At 69.0% G+C, this 20,295-nt stretch carries 19 protein-coding genes and 3 tRNA genes; 10 read left to right on the top strand and 12 right to left on the bottom strand.

Annotated elements, in window-relative coordinates:
* Positions 1–381 precede the first annotated feature (381 nt).
* A complete protein-coding gene (locus IEZ21_RS42860; protein WP_189327221.1) occupies positions 382–1,224 on the bottom strand; it encodes a DUF8083 family protein in 843 nt (280 codons plus the stop codon).
* A 233-nt stretch (positions 1,225–1,457) separates the two neighbouring features.
* Here IEZ21_RS42860 and IEZ21_RS42855 point away from each other — a divergent pair, with 233 nt between their 5' ends.
* Both IEZ21_RS42855 and IEZ21_RS42850 read left to right on the top strand, forming a co-directional pair.
* The gene (locus tag IEZ21_RS42855) at positions 1,458–2,540 is read left to right on the top strand and encodes a Leu/Phe/Val dehydrogenase (protein WP_189327220.1); all 1,083 of its coding nucleotides are present in this window, start codon (positions 1,458–1,460) and stop codon (positions 2,538–2,540) included.
* Between the two features lie 278 nt (positions 2,541–2,818).
* A complete protein-coding gene (locus IEZ21_RS42850; protein WP_189327219.1) occupies positions 2,819–3,073 on the top strand; it encodes a DUF3073 domain-containing protein in 255 nt (84 codons plus the stop codon).
* A 219-nt stretch (positions 3,074–3,292) separates the two neighbouring features.
* Here IEZ21_RS42850 and purM read toward each other — a convergent pair whose 3' ends face one another.
* The 9 genes from purM to purS form a co-directional block, all read right to left on the bottom strand.
* The gene (gene purM, locus IEZ21_RS42845; protein ID WP_189327218.1) at positions 3,293–4,363 is read right to left on the bottom strand and encodes a phosphoribosylformylglycinamidine cyclo-ligase; all 1,071 of its coding nucleotides are present in this window, start codon (positions 4,361–4,363) and stop codon (positions 3,293–3,295) included.
* A 46-nt stretch (positions 4,364–4,409) separates the two neighbouring features.
* A complete protein-coding gene (purF, locus tag IEZ21_RS42840) occupies positions 4,410–5,936 on the bottom strand; it encodes an amidophosphoribosyltransferase (protein WP_189327217.1) in 1,527 nt (508 codons plus the stop codon).
* A gap of 61 nt (positions 5,937–5,997) precedes the next feature.
* The gene (locus IEZ21_RS42835) at positions 5,998–6,813 is read right to left on the bottom strand and encodes an META domain-containing protein (RefSeq protein WP_189327216.1); all 816 of its coding nucleotides are present in this window, start codon (positions 6,811–6,813) and stop codon (positions 5,998–6,000) included.
* An 85-nt stretch (positions 6,814–6,898) separates the two neighbouring features.
* Positions 6,899–7,702 (bottom strand): maleylpyruvate isomerase family mycothiol-dependent enzyme, encoded by an 804-nt coding sequence (locus IEZ21_RS42830; protein WP_189327215.1) that lies wholly within the window; start codon positions 7,700–7,702, stop codon positions 6,899–6,901.
* A gap of 10 nt (positions 7,703–7,712) precedes the next feature.
* Complete coding sequence (locus IEZ21_RS42825; protein ID WP_189327214.1) at positions 7,713–8,549, bottom strand: M23 family metallopeptidase; 837 nt, start codon at positions 8,547–8,549, stop codon at positions 7,713–7,715.
* 22 nt (positions 8,550–8,571) lie between these two features.
* The gene (locus IEZ21_RS42820; protein WP_189327213.1) at positions 8,572–9,072 is read right to left on the bottom strand and encodes an ArsR/SmtB family transcription factor; all 501 of its coding nucleotides are present in this window, start codon (positions 9,070–9,072) and stop codon (positions 8,572–8,574) included.
* A gap of 113 nt (positions 9,073–9,185) precedes the next feature.
* Positions 9,186–11,444 carry a phosphoribosylformylglycinamidine synthase subunit PurL gene (gene purL / locus IEZ21_RS42815; protein WP_189327212.1) on the bottom strand — a complete coding sequence of 753 codons (2,259 nt, stop codon included), beginning with the start codon at positions 11,442–11,444 and terminating at the stop codon, positions 9,186–9,188.
* Positions 11,441–12,121 (bottom strand): phosphoribosylformylglycinamidine synthase subunit PurQ, encoded by a 681-nt coding sequence (purQ, locus tag IEZ21_RS42810; RefSeq protein WP_033321422.1) that lies wholly within the window; start codon positions 12,119–12,121, stop codon positions 11,441–11,443. Before purQ ends, purL begins: the two co-directional genes overlap by 4 nt.
* Entirely contained in the window at positions 12,118–12,384 is a 267-nt protein-coding gene (purS, locus tag IEZ21_RS42805; RefSeq protein ID WP_033321423.1) for a phosphoribosylformylglycinamidine synthase subunit PurS, read from the bottom strand. Before purS ends, purQ begins: the two co-directional genes overlap by 4 nt.
* A gap of 356 nt (positions 12,385–12,740) precedes the next feature.
* Here purS and IEZ21_RS42800 point away from each other — a divergent pair, with 356 nt between their 5' ends.
* The 8 genes from IEZ21_RS42800 (at position 12,741) to IEZ21_RS42765 (ending at position 17,424) form a co-directional block, all read left to right on the top strand.
* Complete coding sequence (locus IEZ21_RS42800) at positions 12,741–13,058, top strand: histone-like nucleoid-structuring protein Lsr2 (protein WP_033321492.1); 318 nt, start codon at positions 12,741–12,743, stop codon at positions 13,056–13,058.
* Positions 13,059–13,215: 157 nt separating this feature from the next.
* Positions 13,216–13,287, top strand: a tRNA-Gly gene (locus tag IEZ21_RS42795).
* Between the two features lie 79 nt (positions 13,288–13,366).
* Positions 13,367–13,442 (top strand) — tRNA-Gly (locus IEZ21_RS42790).
* A 157-nt stretch (positions 13,443–13,599) separates the two neighbouring features.
* Entirely contained in the window at positions 13,600–14,574 is a 975-nt protein-coding gene (locus IEZ21_RS42785; protein ID WP_189327211.1) for an ABC transporter ATP-binding protein, read from the top strand.
* Positions 14,571–15,380: an ABC transporter permease gene (locus IEZ21_RS42780; protein ID WP_189327210.1), complete on the top strand. Its 810-nt coding sequence runs from the start codon at positions 14,571–14,573 to the stop codon at positions 15,378–15,380. Before IEZ21_RS42785 ends, IEZ21_RS42780 begins: the two co-directional genes overlap by 4 nt.
* A 32-nt stretch (positions 15,381–15,412) precedes the next feature.
* Positions 15,413–16,711 carry a sensor histidine kinase gene (locus IEZ21_RS42775; RefSeq protein WP_189327240.1) on the top strand — a complete coding sequence of 433 codons (1,299 nt, stop codon included), beginning with the start codon at positions 15,413–15,415 and terminating at the stop codon, positions 16,709–16,711.
* Positions 16,708–17,328, top strand: a complete 621-nt coding sequence (locus IEZ21_RS42770) for a response regulator transcription factor (RefSeq protein WP_189327209.1) — start codon at positions 16,708–16,710, stop codon at positions 17,326–17,328. Before IEZ21_RS42775 ends, IEZ21_RS42770 begins: the two co-directional genes overlap by 4 nt.
* Positions 17,329–17,351: 23 nt before the next feature.
* Positions 17,352–17,424: transfer RNA gene (locus IEZ21_RS42765), tRNA-Gly, on the top strand.
* A gap of 70 nt (positions 17,425–17,494) precedes the next feature.
* Here IEZ21_RS42765 and IEZ21_RS42760 read toward each other — a convergent pair.
* Both IEZ21_RS42760 and IEZ21_RS42755 read right to left on the bottom strand, forming a co-directional pair.
* The gene (locus IEZ21_RS42760; RefSeq protein ID WP_189327208.1) at positions 17,495–18,394 is read right to left on the bottom strand and encodes a phosphoribosylaminoimidazolesuccinocarboxamide synthase; all 900 of its coding nucleotides are present in this window, start codon (positions 18,392–18,394) and stop codon (positions 17,495–17,497) included.
* A 108-nt stretch (positions 18,395–18,502) separates the two neighbouring features.
* Positions 18,503–20,023 carry a N,N-dimethylformamidase beta subunit family domain-containing protein gene (locus IEZ21_RS42755; protein WP_189327207.1) on the bottom strand — a complete coding sequence of 507 codons (1,521 nt, stop codon included), beginning with the start codon at positions 20,021–20,023 and terminating at the stop codon, positions 18,503–18,505.
* Positions 20,024–20,295: the final 272 nt, after the last annotated feature.

Here is a 20,295-nt window from a genome sequence, read left to right as displayed (position 1 = left end):
GCGTTGCCCGAAATGGCGGACGCGGGTCGAGTCGGTTATAGGACGAACGGCTTGTCCTCGGCACTACAACTACACCATCCGTCCAGCCGCGTCGGCCAAACCGATGGAATTGCCCTCTCAGGTGTTCATCAGCGACGGAAGCCGATGGACCATGCCATAGCGGACAGTCACGCCCCTGTGACGATCAGTCACAGGGGTGATCGGGAGTCACGAGACCTCCCATAGCACGCAATACTGAGATTCCACCCATACATGGATAGATGGAGCCCTCACCGGACTCCTTGTCCTATTTTGACATGAGGAGGGGCGTCTGGTGCAAGGTCCGCGTTAGTGCTGTCCGTCACCCTTACCCGCAAAGTCCTGATGGTGACTTACGTCCCGTCAGTTCGCCGAACGGCGATCCCGGACCGCCCGCCAGCGTTCGACCAGCCGACCGTACGCCTCCCCGGCCCCGACCCCGTCGCCCGTACGCAGCGCCTCGATCCCCTCGGCCACATCCGCCGCCGAATGGTCGCTGTCGAGCTGCTCGGCGGGCAGGACGTGCACCAGGCCGCCGTAGTCCAGCTCCACCAGCGAGCGCGGATGGAACTCCTCCAGCCAGCGCCCCACGTCCACAAGGCCGTCGATCAGCGGCCCCTCGTCGATGGCGTCCTTGAGCGCCTTCAGCCCTCGCGCCACCCGCCGCCGCGCCTGCACCATGGGCGTCCGGTAGCGCAGTACGGGGGCGTCCTTCTCCGAGCCCTTGTCGTACTCGCGCTCCTCGTCGGCGACCAGCACGAACCAGTTCAGCGGTACATGCCAGGTCGAGGTGCGGATCCAGGGGCGGGCGTCGGGGTTGCGGCTCAGCCAGCGCTCGTAGTCCTGGGCGGCCTGGCGGCGTACGACCGGAGGCAGCACCGCGTCCAGGACCGGCCCCGGCAGCTCCTCGGCCAGCTCGCCCAGGGCCTGCCAGCCGCGCAGCCGGGTGCGCCAGGGACACACGCACAGCACGCCGTCCACGTCCGCGACGAAGGCGTCGCCGCTCTCGTGCACGGGCACCGGGATCGGCGGTGTGGGCAGCAAGTCGGCCAGGGAGCGTCGCAGTTCGTCCTGGGACGAGGGCCGGTCGGGGCGGCGCGCGTACCGCGCCCAGTGGCCGCGCTCCGGTTCCGGGAAGGCGGCCAGCGGTTCGTACACGCGCAGATAGGACGCGTACGGGACGATCACCGAGGACACCTTGGGCACGCTTGCTCCCTCCCCCGCGGACCTGACGGAAAACCCTCGAAACCCCCGCGCGGGGGCGCGGGGACACACTGCTCGGCGTCCGATGCCACAACGTGACCGTACTCCGGGAGAAGGTGATCCTGAGCACCGCGCCGACGGCGGGAGGGCGGAAGCTCTAATCTCAATGTCACGGAACCCGCCACCCTTACGGGCCCCGCCCCGGAACCGCCGCTACTTACCCAGGAGTCACCACCGTGACCGACGTAACCGACGGCGTCCTGCACACCCTGTTCCACTCGGATCAGGGAGGTCATGAGCAAGTCGTGCTCTGCCAGGACCGCGCCAGTGGCCTCAAGGCCGTCATCGCCATCCACTCGACCGCCCTGGGCCCCGCCCTCGGCGGCACGCGCTTCTACCCGTACGCGAGCGAGGAAGAGGCCGTCGCCGACGCGCTGAACCTGTCGCGCGGGATGTCGTACAAGAACGCCATGGCCGGGCTCGACCACGGCGGCGGCAAAGCCGTGATCATCGGGGATCCCGAGAAGATCAAGACCGAGGAGCTGCTGCTCGCGTACGGCCGGTTCGTGGCCTCGCTCGGCGGGCGGTACGTCACGGCGTGCGACGTCGGCACGTACGTGGCCGACATGGACGTCGTCGCCCGCGCCTGCCGCTGGACCACCGGCCGCTCGCCCGAGAAGGGCGGGGCCGGCGACTCCTCCGTGCTGACCGCGTACGGCGTCTACCAGGGCATGCGGGCCTCGGCCCAGCACCTGTGGGGCGATCCCTCGCTGCGGGCCCGCCGGATCGGCATCGCCGGCGTCGGCAAGGTGGGCCGCCACCTGGTGGAGCACCTCGTGGCGGAGCGCGCCGAGGTCTTCGTCACGGACGTGCGCGAGGAGGCCGTACGGCAGATCACCGAACAGCACCCGGACGTGGTGGCCGTCAAGGACACCGCCGAACTGATCCGCGTCGACGGCCTCGACATCTACGCTCCCTGCGCGCTGGGCGGGGCGCTCAACGACGACTCCGTGCCGGTCCTCACCGCGAGGATCGTGTGCGGCGCCGCCAACAACCAGCTCGCGCACCCGGGCGTCGAGAAGGACCTCGCCGACCGCACGATCCTGTACGCGCCGGACTACGTCGTGAACGCCGGCGGTGTCATCCAGGTCGCCGACGAACTCCACGGCTTCGACTTCGAGCGGTGCAAGGCGAAGGCCGCGAAGATCTACGACACCACGTTGGCGATCTTCGCACGTGCGAAGGAAGACGGGATTCCGCCGGCCGCGGCGGCGGACCGGATCGCCGAGCAGCGGATGGCGGAGGCGCGGCGTCGCTGAGGCGTGGGGTACCCGCCGACGGGGTGTTGGAGAGAACTCTCACTTTGTCGGCGGGTCGTGCGCCGATAAGAGGTTAAAATCGCGGTTGACCAGCGGGGACAGGGCTCCCCGAGGGTTCTGGGCGGCGCCACGTCCTGCGGGCGACGTACCGTATGGGCGTGGGCTCAGGTACCGTGGAAGCCCTACGGACCGGTCTCTCCACGGAGAGCCCGTTCCAGATCATGAACGCGTGTCAAGACTCTGGGGCCGTCGAGCCCCGTCACCGAGGGGGTCGAGCCATGGGGCGCGGCCGGGCCAAGGCCAAGCAGACGAAGGTCGCCCGCCAGCTGAAGTACAACAGCGGCGGGACTGACCTGTCGCGTCTGGCCAGCGAGCTGGGCGCTTCGACTTCGAACCAACCGCCGAATGGCGAGCCGTTCGAGGATGACGAAGACGATGACCCGTACGCCCAGTACGCGGATCTCTACAACGACGATGAGGACGAGGACGATGAGTCCGGTCCGTCGTCGCAACAGCAGCGTCGCGGCGCTTGACTGTCTTAGCAGCGCTTCACCCGGTCCGGAGCGGTTAACGCACCGGACCGGGTTTTGTGCATGGCGCTCCGCTGGGTTCGGCGGTTTAAAGCTGAGGGTTCGTCCTGACCTGCGGGTCCGTTGTGGCTGGTCGCGCCCACGCGGCGGAGCCGCATATCGAAACAGCCCCGCGCCCCTAAAAGGGGCGCGGTTAACCGCACCGGACTTCAGCCAGTACGGTTACGCGGCGTAATCCCCCGTCAGCTCCGCGCCCGTCTTCTGGTCGCCGCGGTCTGCGATCTCGCCTGCTACCCAGGCCTCCACGCCGCGGTCGGCCAGTGTGGCGAGGGCCACGTCCGTGGATTCCTCGGGGACGATCGCGATCATGCCCACGCCCATGTTCAGGGTCTTTTCCAGCTCCAGGCGGTCGACCTGACCGGTCGTGCCGACCAGGTCGAAGACCGGGGCCGGGGTCCAGGTGGTGCGGTCGACGCTCGCGTGCAGGGTGTCGGGGATCACGCGGGCCAGGTTGGCCGCGAGGCCGCCGCCCGTGACGTGTGAGAAGGCGTGCACCTCGGTCGTGCGGGTCAGGGCCAGGCAGTCCAGGGAGTAGATCTTGGTGGGCTCCAGGAGCTCCTCGCCGAGGGTGCGGCCGAAGTCCTCGATGTGCTGGTCGAGGCTGAGCCCGGCGCGGTCGAAGAGGACGTGGCGGACGAGCGAGTACCCGTTCGAGTGAAGGCCGGAGGACGCCATGGCGATGACCGCGTCCCCCTTACGGATGCGATCGGCGCCAAGGAGCCGGTCTGCTTCGACCACCCCGGTGCCGGCGCCCGCGACGTCGAAGTCGTCCGGGCCGAGGAGCCCGGGGTGCTCGGCCGTCTCACCGCCGACCAGAGCGCAGCCCGCGAGCACACAGCCCTCGGCGATGCCCTTCACGATGGCGGCGACGCGCTCGGGGTGGACCTTGCCGACGCAGATGTAGTCGGTCATGAAGAGGGGTTCGGCGCCGCACACCACGATGTCGTCCATGACCATCGCGACCAGGTCGTGGCCGATGCTGTCGTACACGCCGAGCTGCCGGGCGAGGTCGACCTTCGTACCGACGCCGTCCGTGGCGGAGGCCAGCAGCGGGCGCTCGTAGCGCTTGAGGGCGGAGGCGTCGAAGAGGCCGGCGAAGCCGCCGAGGCCGCCGAGGACCTCGGGGCGCTGCGTCTTCTTCACCCACTCCTTCATGAGCTCCACGGCGCGGTCGCCCGCTTCGATGTCGACGCCGGCAGCCGCGTAGCTGGCACCTGAGGTCTCAGTAGTCATGACTTTGAGAGCTTTCGTGTCGTACCGCTGGGTGTGCTGCGGTGTCTTACGGGCGACGGATCGCGTCGGCCGCGGCCGTGGCCGCCGGGCCCGAGGCCAGCTCGGTCTCCAGGAGCTGCTTGCCGAGCAGTTCGGGGTCCGGGAGGTCCATCGGGTACTCGCCGTCGAAGCAGGCGCGGCAGAGGTTCGGCTTGGCGATGGTGGTCGCGTCGATCATGCCGTCGATGGAGATGTACGCCAGGGAGTCGGCGCCCAGGGACTTGCCGATCTCGTCGACCGTCATGCCGTTGGCGATCAGCTCGGCACGGGTGGCGAAGTCGATGCCGAAGAAGCAGGGCCACTTCACGGGAGGCGACGAGATCCGGATGTGGACCTCGGCCGCGCCCGCCTCGCGCAGCATCCGCACGAGCGCGCGCTGGGTGTTGCCGCGCACGATCGAGTCGTCCACGACGATCAGGCGCTTGCCCTTGATGACTTCCTTGAGGGGATTCAGTTTCAGTCGGATGCCCAGCTGGCGGATGGTCTGTGAAGGCTGGATGAAGGTCCGGCCGACGTACGCGTTCTTCACCAGGCCCGCGCCGAACGGGATGCCGGAGGCTTCCGCGTAACCGATCGCGGCGGGCGTGCCGGACTCCGGGGTCGCTATGACGAGGTCGGCGTCGGCGGGGGCTTCCTTGGCGAGCCTGCGGCCCATCTCGACGCGCGAGAGGTACACGTTCCGGCCGGCTATGTCGGTGTCAGGGCGGGCCAGATACACGTACTCGAAGACACAGCCCTTGGGCTTCGCTTCCGCGAATCGCGACGACCGCAGACCGTTCTCGTCGATGGCGACGAACTCGCCCGGCTCGATCTCGCGTACGAAGCTGGCGCCGCAGATGTCCAGGGCGGCGGACTCGGAGGCGACCACCCAGCCACGCTCCAGGCGGCCCAGGACCAGTGGGCGGATGCCCTGCGGGTCACGCGCCGCGTACAGCGTGTGCTCGTCCATGAAGGTGAGGCTGAAGGCGCCCTTGATCTGCGGGAGGACCTTGGCCGAGGCCTCCTCGATGGTCAGCGGCTTGCCGAATTCGTCGACCTGGGCGGCGAGGAGCGCCGTGAGCAGGTCGGTGTCGTTGGTGGCCGCCACGCGTGGCGTGCGGCCCTCCTGCTTGGGCAGGTCGGCGACCATCTCGGCGAGCTGGGCCGTGTTGACCAGGTTGCCGTTGTGGCCGAGTGCGATGGAACCGTGCGCGGTGGCACGGAAGGTGGGCTGGGCGTTCTCCCAGGTGGACGCGCCGGTGGTCGAGTAGCGGGCGTGACCGACCGCGATATGACCGAGGAGCGAACCGAGGGAGGCCTCGTCGAAGACCTGGGAGACCAGGCCCATGTCCTTGAAGACGAGGATCTTGGAGCCGTTGCTGACCGCGATTCCCGCGGATTCCTGGCCCCGATGCTGGAGAGCGTAGAGCCCGAAGTAAGTGAGCTTGGCGACCTCTTCGCCGGGAGCCCAGACTCCGAAGACGCCGCAAGCGTCCTGGGGTCCTTTCTCGCCGGGGAGCAGATCATGACTGAGTCGACCGTCACCACGTGGCACGCCACCGAGTGTAGGCGAGGTCGGCCACTGGTCCGAATGGAGGATTCGGGCTCGTTGTGGATCACTTGGCGGCGACGGCTTCGAAGCCACCGCCGTTTTCGCTGGTCAGGGTGAGGGTGCGGTGCTTGAGCTCGTACGTGGCCTTGCCGTTGAAGAGCTTCAGCAGGGCTTTTTCGGTGTCCATGAGTGAGGGGGAGCACATCATGCGGGTGGTGGACGGGGATCCCAGGGTGATCTGTCCGTCACCGACCGTCGCCTTCGCCGACACCTTGTTGCAGCCGAGCTGACCGTGGACGGTGCCCTTGCCGTCGAAGGTGAGGTGGACCTTGCCCTCGGCCTCGGAAGCGAGCGAGGTGACTGTGCCGCCCTTGTTGGTGCTGCCGGTGACGTTCCACTTCGTGCCCTGGAGCTTGGCCGGCTTCTGGGCCGTGAGCTTCACCGTGTTCCCGTCCTGGGTGGTGAGCGTCAGCTTGTCGCCGTCGACCTTGGTCGTGATCGTGCTCTCGGAGAGCGTCTCGGCGATCTTGGACTCGAACTCCATCGGCTTCTCGCCACAGGCCATCTTGGTCTGCAGGGTGTCGGAGCCGACCTTCATCGTGTCGCCCTGCATCTCGGCGGTGGCCCCGAAGTGGTTGCAGCCGTAGTTGCCGCCCACCTTGCCGTCCTCGCCGAACTCGATGTGGGCGTCGGCCGGGGCCTCGTACGTGGTGCCACCGACGTTCACGCTGTCCACCTGCCAGTGCTTGCCGGTGATCTTCGTCTGCTGCCCGGCGCCGACGGACGCGGATCCGTCGTCACCCTTCTCCGTGCCGCAGGCCGCTGTGGCGAGCAGGCCGGTGACCGCCAGGACGCTGAGAGTAAGCCGTTGCGTTCGCATGTCGCTGTGACGGGACGGGTGGGGTGGTTGGTTCCCTTCCAGTTTCACTCGACTTCTCGTCCCTCCCCGGCCGCTCAGCCCTGGCTCAGCCCATCAGGGGGAGCAGCCCGCCCAGGTCGGCCCGCTCACCGCTCGCGCTGACCTCGGCATCGGCGAGGGCCGTACGCCATTCCGTACGCCCGGTCGCGAGCCGGATCCAGGTCAGCGGGTCGGTCTCCACGACGTTCGGCGGGGTTCCGCGGGTGTGCCGCGGCCCCTCGACGCACTGCACGACCGCGAACGGCGGAACGCGGACCTCCGTGGAGGCCCCGGGCGCCTTCACGGCGAGCGCGTCGGCGAGCAGGCGGGTGCAGGCGGCGAGGGCCTGACGGTCGTACAGGATGTCGAGGCCCGGCACGGCGGCGTTCAGGTCGTCGGTGTGGACGACGAGTTCGATGGTGCGGGTGACCAGGTAGTCGGCGAGCGTCATGAAGCCGGGCCGGGTGGCGAGCAGCCGCTCGCCCGGGGTGACGGCCAGCCGCTCGGACAGCCGCTGCTCGGTGCGGGCGTACAGCGCGTCGAGGTCCGGGTGCTCGCGGGCGAAGTCGCGGGTGCGGTCGGCGTTGGCGGCGGCGAGCGCGGGGTTGACGGTCGCGGACGGCCAGTCCAGCAGGGCGAGTTCGGGCTTCGCCGGTGGCTCCAGGTCGATGGTCCGGCTGACGCTCTCGATGGCCGCGGCGATATGCGCGGCCAGTTCTCGTACGGTCCAGTCGCCGAGGCGGGTGGGTTGCGCGAGCTGCTCGGGGGTGAGGGTGCGGACGGCCTCCCGTACGTTCCCGAGCTGGGTCAGGACGGCGGCGCGGATCTTGACGGGGTCGTAGCTGCGGGCACGCTTCTTGGCCGGTGGCATGGAGATCACCCTAGGTGTGGGAGGCCGCTGCGGCCGGTGCCTCGAAGATCTCTCGGTTGCGGGGAACGCCGATGCCGTGCCAGCGGAAGGGGACCCCGCGGGCGGTGTCCGGGTCGGGGCCGTCCATCAGCTGGAAGTGGAGGTGCGGCTCGCTGGAGTTGCCTGAGTTGCCGCAGCGAGCGAGCAGTTCTCCGGTACGCACCTGGTCACCTTCGCGGACGGTGAGCGAGCCGCGCTTCAGGTGGGCGTATGTGGCGTAGGTGCCGTTGCCCAGGTCCAGGACGACGTGGTTGCCGAAGATGCGGTGGACCCCGAACAGCTCGCGCACCGAGCCTTCGACGAGCATCAGGTACAGCAGTGCCGGCCACGACGTACGGCTCAGGTGGTCGCGCTGCCGGTCGTGCGCCCGTACGACTGTGGCGTCGGCGACCGCCAGGATCGGCGCGCTGAACGCCGGGAAGGCCGTGGCGCGGCGGGCGAGCGGCCACAGGGCGCGGAAGCCGGGGCGGGCGCCCGGCTCGGGCTCGGCGATGATGTCGATGGCGAACGTCTGGCCGTAGGCGTGGATTCCGTGGCTCGGGGTGCGGTCGGCGGGGCTGTTCAGCGCGGACCAGCGGCCGGTGACGGGTGGGGCGACCTCGACGGGTTCCCGGATCACGCGCTTGTCGTCCGGGGTGCCGCCGCCCGACCGGTTCACCACGGTGATGAGGACGTACGCGAGGACCAGCGGCAGGAAATTCCACCACCTCGGATAGCCGAAGTCGAACAGGATGTGTGCGGTAACCAGGCCGAAGAAGGCCAGGATCAGCCCGCGAAACGCGTGCATGGCGAGCTTGCGTGCAGACATCGTTCCCCCTTGGTCGTCGGTCTTACGGCCGGGCCGTCGACAGCGCCACCAGCAGCGGTACGACCCGACCAGGCGGCACCTCGTACCGCCCCCGCCCGGTGGTGTGCAGCCAGCCCGCGCCGGTCAGTTGGCGCAGGTGGTGGTAGATCTGGCCGGTCGTGCCGACCTCGTCCAGCTCGGTGAGTTCGGCCGCGGTGCGGCGGCCGCCGAGGATCTCGCGGAGCAGCCGCAGCCGGACCGGGTGGCCGAGCGCCGCGAACGCCTCGGCGGTGTCGGTCCAGTCGCCGTCGAGCAGCGCCTCGGTCAACGTGCCGCGCTGCCAGGCGTACTGCTCCCCGGTCGGCAGCCGTACCGCACCGGTGAACAGGACGCCGCCATCGGCCGCCCCCAGCTCGCTGAGCTGCTCCTTCAGCCCTTCCAAGGCCCAGAAGTCGCCCTCGCCGAGGCGGGGAGCGGGCCGGTCCGCGGCTTCCAGTGCGGCCAGCCGGCGTTCGAGGTCGGCAACGCGTTGTTCCAGTTCCACTCCCCCGAGATTACGGAACTACGTAATTACGTGCAAGCTGGTTCCCGCACATGCCGAAGGCCCCGGCCGGACTCAGTGGAGTTCGGGCGGGGCCTTCAGGGGCGTACGGGATATCAGGCCAGAATCGCCGGGATCGTGCCCTCGTGCGCCTCGCGCAGCTCGGCCAGCGTGAGCGTGAACTCGCCCTGGACCTCGACCACGTCACCGTCCACGACACCGATGCGGGTAACGGGCAAACCCCGCGCGCCGCACATGTCGTTGAAGCGGAGCTCCTCCGAGCGCGGTACGGCGACGACCGCACGCCCCGCCGACTCCGAGAGGAGGAAGGTGAACGCGTCCAGCCCGTCCGGGACGATCAGGCGCGCGCCGAGACCGCCCAGCAGCGCCGACTCGACGACCGCCTGGATCAGACCGCCGTCGGACAGGTCGTGCGCGGAGTCGATCATGCCGTCGCGGGAGGCGGAGATCAGGATCTCGGCCAGCAGCCGCTCGCGCTCCAGGTCGACCTTCGGGGGCAGGCCACCGAGGTGGTCGTGGACGACCTGCGACCAGGCCGAGCCCCCGAACTCCTCACGCGTGTCGCCGAGGAGGTAGAGCAGCTGCCCCTCCTCCTGGAAGGCGACCGGCGTGCGGCGGGCGACATCGTCGATCACACCGAGCACGGCCACGACCGGCGTCGGATGGATGGCCGCCTCGCCCGTCTGGTTGTAGAGCGAGACGTTGCCGCCCGTCACCGGAGTGCCCAACTGCTGGCAGGCGTCGGCCAGTCCGCGGATGGCCTCCGCGAACTGCCACATCACCGCCGGGTCTTCGGGCGAGCCGAAGTTCAGGCAGTCGGAGACGGCGAGCGGCTTGGCGCCGGTGGTGGCGACATTGCGGTACGCCTCCGAGAGCGCCAACTGCGCACCCGCGTACGGGTCGAGCTTCGCGTACCGCCCGTTGCCGTCCGTGGCGATCGCGACGCCGAGCCCCGACGCCTCGTCGATACGGATCATGCCCGAGTCCTCGGGCTGCGCCAGCACCGTGTTGCCCTGCACGAAGTGGTCGTACTGGGAGGTGATCCAGGACTTGGAGGCCTGGTTGGGGGAGGCCACCAGCTTCAGGACCTGGTCCTTCAGCTCCTCCGAAGTGGCCGGTCGCGCAAGCTTGTTGGCGTCGTCCGCCTGGAGGGCGTCCTGCCAGGACGGGCGGGCGTACGGGCGCTCATAGACCGGGCCCTCGTGCGCGACCGTGCGCGGGTCGACGTCGACGATCTTGCCGCCGTGCCAGTAGATCTCGAGCCGGTCGCCGTCCGTCACCTCACCGATGACGGTCGCGATGACGTCCCACTTGTCGCAGATCTCCAGGAACCGGTCGACCTTCTCCGGCTCCACGACCGCGCACATGCGTTCCTGCGACTCGCTCATGAGGATTTCCTCGGGCGAGAGGGTCGAGTCACGCAGCGGTACGTCATCCAGGGTCACGCGCATGCCGCCGGAACCGTTGGACGCCAGCTCGGACGTCGCGCAGGACAGGCCCGCCGCCCCCAGGTCCTGGATGCCGACGACCAGCTTCTCGGCGAAGGCTTCCAGGGTGCACTCGATGAGGAGCTTCTCCTGGAAGGGGTCACCGACCTGGACGGCGGGACGCTTCGAGGGCTTGGCGTCGTCGAAGGTCTCGGAGGCGAGGATGGATGCGCCGCCGATGCCGTCGCCGCCCGTACGGGCCCCGTACAGGATGACCTTGTTGCCCGGGCCGGACGCCTTCGCAAGGTGGATGTCCTCGTGCCGCATGACGCCGATGGCACCGGCGTTGACCAGCGGGTTGCCCTGGTAACAGGCGTCGAAGACGACCTCGCCGCCGATGTTCGGCAGGCCCAGGCAGTTGCCGTAGCCGCCGATGCCGGCGACGACACCGGGCAGTACGCGCTTGGTGTCGGGGTGGTCCGCCGCACCGAAGCGAAGGGGGTCGACCACGGCGACCGGCCGCGCACCCATCGCGATGATGTCGCGCACGATGCCGCCGACGCCCGTGGCCGCACCCTGATAGGGCTCCACGTACGAGGGGTGGTTGTGCGACTCGACCTTGAAGGTGACCGCGTAACCCTGACCGACGTCGACGACGCCGGCGTTCTCGCCGATACCGACCAGCAGCGCGTCGCTCTGCGGGGCCTTCTCGCCGAACTGACGGAGATGGACCTTGGAGGACTTGTACGAGCAGTGCTCGGACCACATGACCGAGTACATGGCGAGCTCGGCACCGGTGGGCCGGCGGCCGAGGATCTCCACGACGCGCTCGTACTCGTCCTTCTTCAGGCCCAGTTCGGCCCAGGGCAGCTCGACGTCCGGGGTCGCGGCCGCGTGCTCGACCGTGTCCAGAGGAGTGCGGCTCATACGTTGACCAGCTTCTTGAGGATCGAGGTGAAGAAGGGGAGGCCGTCGGTGCGGCCGGTCCCGATGAGGGGCTCCACGGCGTGCTCCGGGTGCGGCATCAGGCCTACGACGTTGCCCGCCTCGTTCGTGATGCCGGCGATGTCCCGGAGGCTGCCGTTGGGATTGAAGTCCAGGTAGCGGAAGGCGACCCGGCCCTCCGCCTCCAGCATGTCGAGGGTGCGCTCGTCGGCGACGTACCGCCCGTCCATGTTCTTCAGCGGGATGTTGATCTCCTGGCCCGCGTCGTAGTCGACGGTCCAGGCCGTGTTCGCGTTCTCCACCCGCAGCTTCTGGTCACGGCAGATGAAGTGAAGGTGATCGTTTCCGAGCATCCCGCCGGGGAGGAGATGGGCCTCGGTGAGGATCTGGAAACCGTTGCAGATGCCGAGAACCGGCATTCCCGATTTCGCCTGCTCAATGATCGTCTCCATCACCGGCGAGAAGCGCGCGATGGCACCGGCACGCAGATAGTCGCCGTAGGAGAAACCACCGCACAACACCACGGCGTCGACCTGCTTGAGGTCCTTGTCCTTGTGCCACAGCGCCACGGGCTCGGCACCCGCGAGCCGGATCGCACGCTGCGTGTCCCGGTCGTCGAGGCTGCCAGGAAAGGTGACGACGCCAATACGAGCGGTCACTTTCCCGCCTCCGCCTTCACTTCCTCCACCTTGACGGTGAAGTCCTCGATCACGGTGTTGGCGAGGAAGGATTCGGCGAGTTCATGGATGCGGGCCAGCGCGGTGTCGTCGACCGGCCCGTCCACCTCGAGCTCGAAGCGCTTTCCCTGACGTACGTCGGAGATGCCCTGGAAACCGAGGCGCGGCAGTGCACGCTGCACCGCCTGGCCCTGGGGGTCGAGGATCTCCGGCTTGAGCATGACGTCGACTACGACGCGTGCCACTGGCACTCCCGGTGTGTGGTGCTGAGCAGGTTCCTTCAGACTACCCGGCTCAGATTTCTACGCGAGTAGATTGGTAGGAATCTACGTGACGGCCATCACGATTCCGCATCGACGGGCCTCCTTCACGGAAAATCCAGGGAAAGATCCGGATCAACATCCGGAACCCTATTGCGGTGGGACACGCGGACCGATTAAGTCGAGCTTCACATTGCAATGCCAAGCACTGTACAAATGAATTGGCAATAGCCGATACTTTGCCCAGTCGCCCCCAATCTCTATAAATCAGCCGACCAGTCGGCATCTCCCCACGTCATCGCACGTCGCCGTGGAGGTGCCGCATGAAGGGACCGATATTCGTGGCGCAGCGTGTCGTAGTCACTCTCTTCGACGACATCGACGGCTCGGAAGCGGCGGAAACGATCGCCTTCGGTCTGGACGGCAAGTCGTACGAGATCGACCTCAATCAAGCCAACGCCAAGCAACTGCGCAAGGCGCTCGAGCCGTTCGTGGAGGCCGGCCGCAAGCGGTCGCGCTCCGGCAAGGCCTACACACAGACGGCGGTGGCCCCGGCCCCGGCGGCCGTCCGGGCCTGGGCGCAGTCCAACAAGATGGACGTGCCTGCGCGGGGGCGGATCCCGAAGAAGGTGTACGAGGCGTTCACGGCGGCTCAATGAGGGTCCGGCCTCCGGCCGGGGAGCTCGGTTCGGTTCGTTGCCCAGGGTCCCCCGGTGGACCCTGGAGGCAACCGACTTGCGCAGCACCCCCGCTGGTCAGTTAGAGTCTGGAGCACGCCGAGGGGCAAGGCCGAAAGGTCCCAGCTCCCGGAGTTACGCGGGTGTAGTTCAGTAGTAGAACATCCCCCTTCCAGGGGGAAGGCGCAGTGTGCAATTCCTGTCACCCGCTCTGCATCCCTTACCGGGCATCCTTTTGGATCAGGTAAGGTGGTGTTCGCGCCGATCGGTGAGAGCCGGTCGGAGGCAATGCGGACGTAGCTCAGTTGGTAGAGCGCAACCTTGCCAAGGTTGAGGTCGCCAGTTCGAACCTGGTCGTCCGCTCCAGAAGAAAGGCCCTGGTCCTCGTGACCGGGGTCTTTTTCGTGCGCCTATCTGTTGCGCCCGCCTCCTGTGGGCTCGTCTCGGGGTTTCTGACATTTGTCATGTGCAGCGATGACAGGGTGCACTGCCGCGGTCGGCCGACGGCGGGGAGGCTGGTCTCATGAAGACGAACGAGCACGTGATTGAGGTCACTGATCTGCGACGCGTGTACGGGGGAGAGTTCGAGGCGGTCCGGGGGGTGACCTTCGACGTCGGCCGCGGGGAGCTGTTCGCGCTGCTCGGTACCAACGGTGCGGGCAAGACCTCCACCGTCGAGCTGCTCGAGGGACTCGCGCCGCCGGCCGGTGGACAGGTGCGGGTCCTCGGCCACGACCCGTACACGGAGCGCGCCGCGGTGCGCCCGCGTATCGGCGTCATGCTCCAGGAGGGCGGCTTTCCGTCCGAGCTGACCGTCGCGGAGACCGTACGGATGTGGGCGGGCTGTACGAGCGGGGCGCGGCCGGAGGGGGAGGCGCTGACGCTGGTCGGCCTGGCGCGGCGGGCCGGTGTACGGGTGAAGCAGTTGTCCGGGGGTGAGAAGCGGCGCCTGGACCTGGCGCTCGCGCTGCTGGGCCGGCCCGAGGTTCTGTTCCTGGACGAGCCGACGACCGGGCTCGATGCCGAGGGGCGCCAGGAGACCTGGGAGTTGGTGCGCGAGTTGCGCGCGGCGGGTACGACGGTGCTGCTGACCACGCACTATCTGGAGGAGGCGGAGGGGCTCGCCGACCGGCTCGCGATTCTGCATGCCGGGCGGATCGCGGTCTCGGGGACTCCGGCCGAGGTGACCGCCTCCCAGCCGTCCCGGATCTCCTTCGAGCTGCCCGAGGGCTTCTTCCCCGGTGATCTGCCGCCGCTTCCCGAACTTGGCGTCACCGGGCACGAGATCGAGGGGCGGATGATCCGGCTGCGTACGAACGAGCTGCAACGCGCCACCACCGGGCTCCTGGTGTGGGCCGAGCGGACCGGGGTCGAGCTGCGAAGGCTCGACGTGCGGTCGGGGTCGCTGGAGGAGGCGTTTCTGCGGATCGCTCGTGAGGTGTCGGCGACGGATTCGGGGACCGCTGCGGAGAACTCGGAGAAGGAGAGCGTGGCATGAGTACGGGGACTGTGGCGGAGACGTCGGCGGCGGGGCGTACGACCGTGACCAGGGCGGGGCGGATGGTCTCGCTCGCGCGGGCCGAGATGACGTTGCTGGGGCGGAGCAAGGGCACGCTCTTCACGGCCGCGTTCATACCGTTGGTGCTGCCGATCAGCGTGAGCTCGGCCTTCGACGAGTCGGAACTGAAGGAGGTGGGACTCACAGCGGGCGAGGTGATGCTGCCCGCCGCTTTCGGTTTCTCACTGCTCTTCGCCGTGTACACGGCCCTGACCGCGACCTATGTGGCTCGCCGTGAGGAGCTCGTCCTCAAGCGGCTGCGTACCGGCGAACTGCGGGACGAGGAGATTCTCGTCGGGGCAGCGTTGCCGGCCGTGTTCCTCGGGCTCGCGCAGTGTGTGCTGCTGGCGATCGGCTGCACCGTGCTCCTCGATGTCGGGATGCCCGAAGCGCCTCATCTCGCCGTCGTCGGGCTGCTGTTGGGGATCGTGTTGTGCGCCGCGGCGGGCGCGGTCACCGCGAGCTTCAGCAAGACCAGCGAGAGCGCCCAGGTGACGAGCCTGCCGTTCATGTTCGTGTCGCTGCTGGGCTCGGGCGTCTCCGTCCCGCTGGAGCTCATGCCCGACCGCCTCGCCTCCATCTGCGAACTGCTGCCGCTGTCACCGATGATCACGCTGCTGCGCGGCGGCTGGAGCGGGAGCCTCTCCGCGTACGACGCCCTGGGCACCGTCGCGTTGGCGGTGGCCTGGACCGCGCTCGCGGTGTTTGCTGTACGGCGGTGGTTCCGCTGGGAGCCGCGACGCTGAGCGACGGGGACGGCAGAGAGATGGGGGCGGGTATGCGCGGGCCGAGGGCTTGGTGGCACGGGAAGAGCACGCCGGCGAAGGTCGAGACGTACACCCGCTGGTCCTTCCACTTCTTCGTGTTGGTGGAGGTGGCCGGGGTCGGGCTGCCGGCCTTCGGGCAGGTGGGGGTGTCGCACGCTCTCTGGGTGGTCCTGCCGCTGGTGTGCGGGCATGCCCTGCTGGGTGCGGTGACCGCGTCCCGGGCGCTCGACTGGACGCGGGGCCGTCGTGAGCAGCCCATACGTCTGGTCTGGGCGCTCGGTGCCGTCAGCGCGCTGCTCGGGATTGGCGGGCTCGTCGTCTCCGAGCACGGGCCGGGTGGTGAGGACACCCACATCTTGGCGGACTCGTTAGCTGTGGTGGTGCTGACCTTCGGGGTCTGCAATATGACGCTCGGGGTGCGCGACCGGCGGCGCGTGGCGGCGCTCGTGGGCGGCTTCGCCGCGGGTGCCGGGGTCGTGGCGTTCGCGATCGGGGCTCCCGGAGCCACCGTGCTGGCGACGGCTGTCGCGGTGCTGGTCGCCGGTGTGTGTCTCACCCTCACCTACATCTTCTCGGTGTGGCTGCTCAACGCCGTATACGAGCTCGACGTGGCCCGCGAGACCCGCACCCGCCTCGCCGTCGCCGAGGAACGGCTGCGTTTCGGGCGTGACCTGCACGACGTGATGGGCCGCAACCTCGCGGTGATCGCCCTGAAGAGCGAACTCGCCGTGCAACTCGCGCGACGCGAACGGCCCGAAGCCGTGGAGCAGATGATCGAGGTGCAGCGGATAGCGCAGGAGTCGCAGAGGGAGGTGCGGGAAGTCGTGCGCGGGTATCGCGAGGCCGAGCTCGGCACCGAACTCGCAGGCGCGCAGGGTGTGTTGACCGCGGCCGGGGTCGAGTGCGCGGTGACCGGTACCGCGGCGGGGCTGCCCGCGGCGGTGCAGGCGGCGCTGGGCTGGGTCGTACGGGAGGCGACCACGAATGTGCTGCGGCACGGGGACGCGAGGCGGTGTTCTGTGTCGCTGGACGTGGTGGGGTCTCGCGTTGTGCTGACCGTGGAGAACGACGGGGTGGAGTCGGGCGGGGTGCCGGGTCCGCGCAAGGACGGCGGGTCCGGTCTTGCCGGGCTGCGGGAGCGGCTGTCGGCGGTGGGCGGGACGTTGGAGGCGGGGCCGGTCGACGGTGATCTCTTCCGGCTCGTGGCCGAGATTCCGCTGCCTTCGTCGCCTTCCTCGTCTTCCTCACCGTCCTCGTCTTCCTCGCCGTCGTCCGTTCCGCGTCCCTTGAGCGAAGAGGTCACTTCATGACGTCCGTACGCCCCATCCGGCTGCTGCTCGCCGATGACGAGCACCTCATCCGTGGGGCGCTGGCCGCGCTGCTTGCGCTGGAGGACGATCTACTCGTGGTGGCGGAGGCGGCGACCGGTCCGGAGGCCCTGGCGATGGCTCGGGCTCACGCGCCCGACGTAGCCGTACTGGATCTTCAGATGCCCGGCGCGGACGGTGTGAAGGTGGCCACATCGTTGCGGGCCGAGCTGCCCGCGTGCCGGGTGCTGATCGTGACGAGTCACGGGCGGCCGGGGCACTTGAAGCGGGCGCTTGGGGCAGGCGCGCGCGGGTTCGTCCCGAAGACGGTCAGTGCGCAGCGGCTCGCGGAGATCATCCGTACGGTGCATGCCGGGAACCGTTATGTCGATCCGGAGTTGGCCGCCGACGCGATCGCCGCCGGGGATTCGCCGTTGACCGAGCGCGAGGCCGAGGTGCTGGAGTACGCGGCCGACGGGGCGCCCGTCGCGGAGATCGCGGAGCGGGCCGCGCTGTCGCAGGGGACGGTGCGGAACTATCTGTCGTCGGCCGCCTCGAAGCTCGGAGCCGAAAACCGGCACACGGCGGTACGGCTCGCACGTGAGCGAGGTTGGGTATAGTGGCTGTCGCGCCACGGCGCAGTGCGGACGTAGCTCAGTTGGTAGAGCGCAACCTTGCCAAGGTTGAGGTCGCCAGTTCGAACCTGGTCGTCCGCTCAGAGGAAAAGAGAAAGCCCCCGGTCATCGCGACCGGGGGCTTTCTCGTTCTTAGTTCTTACGGCTCGTTTTACGACCAGCTCGTGCCGGTCAGGTGCTCGTACGCCTCCACGTACTTGGCGCGGGTCGCATCCACGACCTGCTCGGGCAGGGGCGGCGGGGGCTGCTCGCTCTTGCGGTCCCAGCCGGACTCGGCGGAGGTCAGCCAGTCGCGCACGAACTGCTTGTCGTACGAGGGCTGCGGGCGCCCCGGCTGCCACTGGTCGGCGGGCCAGAAGCGGGAGGAGTCCGGGGTCAGCACCTCGTCGGCGATGACGAGGCTCTCGCCGTCGAAGCCGAACTCGAACTTCGTGTCCGCGAGGATGATCCCGCGGTCGCGCGCGATGTCGCGGCCTCGGCTGTAGACGGCGAGGGTCGCCTGGCGCAGCTGGGCCGCGGTCTCCGCGCCGACCTGGCGGGCGACCTCCTCGTACGAGACGTTCTCGTCGTGCTCGCCGACCTCCGCCTTCGTCGCGGGTGTGAAGATCGGCGCGGGCAGTTCCGAGCCGTCGGACAGGCCCTCGGGGAGGGCGAGGCCGCAGACGGTGCGGGTCTCGTTGTACTCGGCGAGGCCGGAGCCCGTGAGATAGCCGCGGGCGACGCACTCGACGGGGATCATCTGCAGGGACTTGCAGACGACGGTGCGGTCCTGCCAGTCGGCGGGGGCGCCGGGCGGAAGGTCGGTGCTCAGGATGTGGTGGGGGACCAGGTCGGCGATCTGGTCGAACCACCACAGGGAGAGCTGGGTGAGGATGCGGCCCTTGTCGGGGATCTCGGTGGGGAGCACCCAGTCGTAGGCGGAGATGCGGTCGCTGGCGACCATCACGAGGTCGCCGGCCTCGTTCTGGTACAGCTCGCGCACCTTGCCGGTGTGCAGATGCACCAGGCCCGGGACCTCGATCGGCTCGGGCTTTTCGACGAATCCGGACACGGTTCCTCCCCGCGGTGACGTACAAGTGGGTCGATTCTCCCGTATGCGGGGGGGTGCATTTCGCGTCGGGGCTCGTCGGGAGCGGGTGCCGGGACTTGTGGCGAGGGGTCAGTCGCGTTTGCAGATGCGGTCCAGGAGGTTGGCCGTGGCTCGCTGGATGCGCTCGTCGACGTGGCCGGGGCGGTCCAGGGCCGGGGACCAGGCGAAGGTGCCGGACGCGAAGACCAGGGCGCCGGAGGGGGCGCGGTACAGGGACGTCTCCTGGTGGCGGAGGGCGCCCTCGGCGTCGCGGTACGGGGAGTGGGACAGGAGGATACGGCGCTGGTGTTCGGGGAGCGGGGTGCGCGGGAAGTAGCGGTCGGCCTCGCCTGCGACCAGCCCCTTCAGCTCGTCGCCCTCGTGTGCGCCGGTGGCCTCCCACAGCCAGTGGTCGGCGTTGCGGACGACCATGGGGTGCGGTTCGGGGACCCGGCCCGCGTACTGAATGCCCAGGAGTTCCTGCTCCGGGCGGTCGACGTCGCGCCAGAGGACCGGTTTTCCGGGGCCGCGGCGTTTTCGGCAGGTGAGGAGACGGTCGGGGACACCGGACGGGGAGGGGCTCAGCTCCGCCTGCCAGTACATGGTGTTGGCGGAGAGGAAGACGAGCGAGGTGCCGTGTTCGCGGGCGAGTTCGGTGGTGCGGCGCATCGGCACCGACCAGTACTCGTCGTGGCCGGGGAAGACCAGGCCGCGGTAGCGGGTGGGGTCGACGCGGCCTGCGTGCAGGTCACGGGCGTCGGCGTAGGCGAGGTCGTAGCCGTAGCGCTCCGCCCAGCGGATGAAGTCGTACGCGTGGCCGACGTGCAGCGGCAGGCCCGCGCCCGCGTACGGGCGGTCGAACGAGACCGTCGTCGCGGCGTCCGCCTCGCCGAGCAGTCGGCCGTTCTCGTCCCAGGCGTGGTAGAGGCTCGCGCCGGTGCGGCCGTCCTCCGGGTACAGGTTGTACGCCTGCCAGGTGACGTCCGGGAGCAGAAGCAGCAGGTCGGCGGGGTGGGTGTCGCGGACCGTGAAGGGGACGTGGGAGCGGTAGCCGTCGACGGTGGTGAGGACGGCGACGTATGCGCCGATGCTCCAGTAGCTCGGGATCTGGAGGCGCCAGGAGAGCCACCAGTGGTGGCAGGAGACCGTGCGGTCGGCGGTGAGCGGGGGTTGCTGGACGATGCCGGGGAGGCGGGGGCTGGTGGTGATCTTGCTGGCGCCTACGCCCGCGTAGTGGCCGATGCGGTAGATGTCCACGCTGAACTGCTGGGGCGGGTCGACGGTGATGTGGAAGTCGATGGCCTCGCCCGGCGCTGCGGCGCCGGTGGAGGTGAAGCCCTTGATCTGGCGGTGGACGTCGTCGGCCGAGCGGGGGCCTCCGGCGGTTCGGGGGGTGGGGATCCGGGGCGTACGGGTCGCTGTCCGGGTTGTGGCGTGGGGGGCGGCGGGCGGGGTGGGGTCCACGTCCACGTACCAGGGGACTACCTGGCCGGTGTCGTCGAAGTAGTGCTCGCTGCCGCGCAGCCAGGGGACGGGGCCCTGTCCGAAGGGGTCCGTCACGGCGTGCGCCAGCGCGCCCGATTCCCAGCGACGGATGTGCTCCGAGCCCATGCGTTGTCCCCTCCCTCGTGCCCCCGTAAGCCCTTGCTACGCGAATGACGCGGTATCAGCACATCACATTACGGAGGCGGGTGGTTACGTTTCGTTGTTATCTCCTGTCCTCGGGGCTGTGCCCCAGACCCCACGAGGGGTGGGGTGACACGTCGTGTCGCGGCTGCGGGTACGTTGTGGCTGGTCGCGCAGCTCCCCGCGCCCCTGAAAAGCCTGCGGCTACCCGCGCCCCGAAGACCCCGGCGCCCCGAACAAGCCCAGGCCCCGGGAAA

The sequence above is a fragment of the Streptomyces flaveus genome (genome assembly GCF_014647675.1).
Taxonomy (GTDB): Bacteria; Actinomycetota; Actinomycetes; order Streptomycetales; family Streptomycetaceae; genus Streptomyces; species Streptomyces flaveus.
The sequence above is the reverse complement of the archived record's forward strand: the minus strand, read 5'-3'. Positions and strand labels throughout refer to the sequence as shown.

Coding starts and splice junctions, on each gene's coding strand:
- purM (WP_189327218.1), bottom strand. CDS start 4,363: ATGACTACTGAGACCTCAGGTGCCAGCTACGCGGCTGCCGGCGTCGAC.
- IEZ21_RS42775 (WP_189327240.1), top strand. CDS start 15,413: ATGCGCGGGCCGAGGGCTTGGTGGCACGGGAAGAGCACGCCGGCGAAG.
- IEZ21_RS42785 (WP_189327211.1), top strand. CDS start 13,600: ATGAAGACGAACGAGCACGTGATTGAGGTCACTGATCTGCGACGCGTG.
- IEZ21_RS42830 (WP_189327215.1), bottom strand. CDS start 7,702: ATGCCACCGGCCAAGAAGCGTGCCCGCAGCTACGACCCCGTCAAGATC.
- IEZ21_RS42755 (WP_189327207.1), bottom strand. CDS start 20,023: ATGGGCTCGGAGCACATCCGTCGCTGGGAATCGGGCGCGCTGGCGCAC.
- IEZ21_RS42770 (WP_189327209.1), top strand. CDS start 16,708: ATGACGTCCGTACGCCCCATCCGGCTGCTGCTCGCCGATGACGAGCAC.
- IEZ21_RS42825 (WP_189327214.1), bottom strand. CDS start 8,549: ATGTCTGCACGCAAGCTCGCCATGCACGCGTTTCGCGGGCTGATCCTG.
- IEZ21_RS42780 (WP_189327210.1), top strand. CDS start 14,571: ATGAGTACGGGGACTGTGGCGGAGACGTCGGCGGCGGGGCGTACGACC.
- IEZ21_RS42850 (WP_189327219.1), top strand. CDS start 2,819: ATGGGGCGCGGCCGGGCCAAGGCCAAGCAGACGAAGGTCGCCCGCCAG.
- purL (WP_189327212.1), bottom strand. CDS start 11,444: ATGAGCCGCACTCCTCTGGACACGGTCGAGCACGCGGCCGCGACCCCG.
- IEZ21_RS42835 (WP_189327216.1), bottom strand. CDS start 6,813: ATGCGAACGCAACGGCTTACTCTCAGCGTCCTGGCGGTCACCGGCCTG.